Here is a 2,056-nt window from a genome sequence, read left to right on the forward strand (position 1 = left end):
GTTCTTGTTATTTTTTGCAAATATACCCTAATGACAATATAATTAAAAATACATCTAACTAAAATTCTATTGAGGAAAATACTCTTACTAATTAGAACATTAAACTTTTTGTAATTATGTTATTTACAAAGTTTATTTCTCCTCTATAGTTGGCAGTTTTAACTTGTTCATATTATAAATATATGTTATAATATGTGGCATTAAAAACTTTACTATTATAGGGGGATTTATTTTTGAAAAAATTAATATTACTAGGAATTATAACAAGTGGACTACTATTCCAAGGATGTTCTGCTGTAATGGCTTTAAACGGAGAAAAAGAACCTAACTTTGAATTAATCAAACCTGGACAAAATAAAGTTATTGTTGAATCTCAACCATTAAAACCTGTTAGTACAGAAGTTTTATCTAATGGAAATATTGTTTCAACATATCAATATACTTTGGGTAACGAACCTAGTGCTGGTAGAGCTGCAGTTTATGTTCTTTTAGATTGTTTAACTTTCTTCATATCTGAGCTAGTTACTATGCCAATTGAAATGTCTAAAAATGGCGAATTAAGACTAATTAGAATTGAATATACTCCTCAAGGGAATATTATTAAAATTGGATAAAAAACTGTCATAATAATTTTTTTATTAATAATATTTACCAGAAAATAAAATTAAAGGTAGAATCATTAAACTCTACCTTTTTAATTTATATCAATATTTCTTTTAAAATAGTGTTAAGTTTTAAAATAGTATTTTCTGAACAAACTAAAGTTCCTCTTATGCCCTTTAAAGCTATTTTAAGCTCAGTTAGTAATTCTATCGATTCATTTATTTTTAAAACCTTGTATTTTATACAGCCATATTCTTTTCCTTTATTTTCATAAAAAAATTCATCTATTATTTCTATTTTAGCTATTTGCGTTTTTAAAAGAGCAATTCCTACCTCTCCTTCTTTTAAGTTTATAAATTGCTTTCCTCCTTGTCTTAATTTTAATTGATAGCCTTTTTTTTCTATATTCTCTAACGATAATTTACTAGCTTCTACAATATCTATCTGTTCTTCTTGAGTATCATATACTTTGTAATTGTATTGACAATACTCCTCTCCCACTTGATATTCTTTAAAAGTTCTCTTATCGCTTTTTAATAACAATAAAAATTTTATCATTTTATTTTTCCCCTTTTTTGTTTTATTTTTATTAGTTTATATATATTTTTATAAAAAATCAAATCTAATAAATATATGATATAATTAAAAATAAAAAATATCAAAGGAGTTAATTTATGATTATTTCTGAAAAACTTTTTTCAAGATTAGATGCTGAAGACTTAAAAAAAGATGATGAACAACTATTACTTTTTAAAATTATTAAAGCTTACTCTTTTAATTATAGTAACAAGCATTTGTTATATAAACTTTTAACTGGCTATAATTCTAATTCTATTCTTAAAATCGGTCTTGAAGTTCAACCTCTAACAAAAAGACATAACGAAGGAAATACAAATCTCGATTTAGCTATGGGAAATATCCAACAAAGAATAAATACTACTAGTGGAATTGAGCTTGGCAATTCAAATGATAGTTTCTTATTTTGTGAAGCTAAATGGTCTAGTGACATTTCATATGGTGTTAAATATTGTACCATAAGAAATCAGCTACAAAGAGTTATTGAAACTGCTTTAACTTTTCCTAATAGTTCAGACTTTAATGGTCAAATTTTTGTTACTTTATTAACTCCTGAACTTCACAAAATAAATTTCTTGGATAAAATTAACTCTAGATTCTACGGTTACAAATATGATGAGTACTTAAATAATCCTACTTCAACATTTTTAAAAGAAATTAGATCTAATGAAATATCAACAAAACTTCCATTTAAAGATAATAAATATGATAAAATCGTTGAGAATAATTTAAAGAAATTATGTTTAAACTGGGTTACTATTGAAGAGTTAATTAAAAATATTCCAGACAAGAATCTAAGTAATGAAATTAAAAATCTTTATGAAGAATTTAGTAAATAAACTCTCAATAAATTTAAAACTTTTTTATAAAACCTATA

General features: G+C 24.0%; 3 protein-coding genes. 2 read left to right on the plus strand and 1 reads right to left on the minus strand.

The features are described 5' to 3' along the window. Positions 1-233: 233 nt before the first annotated feature. Positions 234-614, plus strand: a complete 381-nt coding sequence (locus HMPREF0202_RS04310; protein WP_023052067.1) for a hypothetical protein — start codon at positions 234-236, stop codon at positions 612-614. An 85-nt stretch (positions 615-699) separates the two neighbouring features. Here the strand turns inward: HMPREF0202_RS04310 and HMPREF0202_RS04315 are convergent, their stop codons facing one another. Further along, positions 700-1,161, minus strand: a complete 462-nt coding sequence (locus HMPREF0202_RS04315) for a hypothetical protein (RefSeq protein WP_023052068.1) — start codon at positions 1,159-1,161, stop codon at positions 700-702. A 116-nt stretch (positions 1,162-1,277) separates the two neighbouring features. Here HMPREF0202_RS04315 and HMPREF0202_RS04320 point away from each other — a divergent pair, with 116 nt between their 5' ends. Further along, the gene (locus HMPREF0202_RS04320) at positions 1,278-2,018 is read left to right on the plus strand and encodes a hypothetical protein (protein ID WP_023052069.1); all 741 of its coding nucleotides are present in this window, start codon (positions 1,278-1,280) and stop codon (positions 2,016-2,018) included. Positions 2,019-2,056: the final 38 nt, after the last annotated feature.

Origin of the sequence: Cetobacterium somerae ATCC BAA-474, assembly GCF_000479045.1 — a bacterium.
Taxonomy (GTDB): domain Bacteria; phylum Fusobacteriota; class Fusobacteriia; order Fusobacteriales; family Fusobacteriaceae; genus Cetobacterium_A; species Cetobacterium_A somerae.

Excerpts from the sequence above, each read along its gene's own strand:
- HMPREF0202_RS04320 (WP_023052069.1), top strand. The coding sequence starts at position 1,278 with ATGATTATTTCTGAAAAACTTTTTTCAAGATTAGATGCTGAAGACTTA.
- HMPREF0202_RS04315 (WP_023052068.1), bottom strand. The coding sequence starts at position 1,161 with ATGATAAAATTTTTATTGTTATTAAAAAGCGATAAGAGAACTTTTAAA.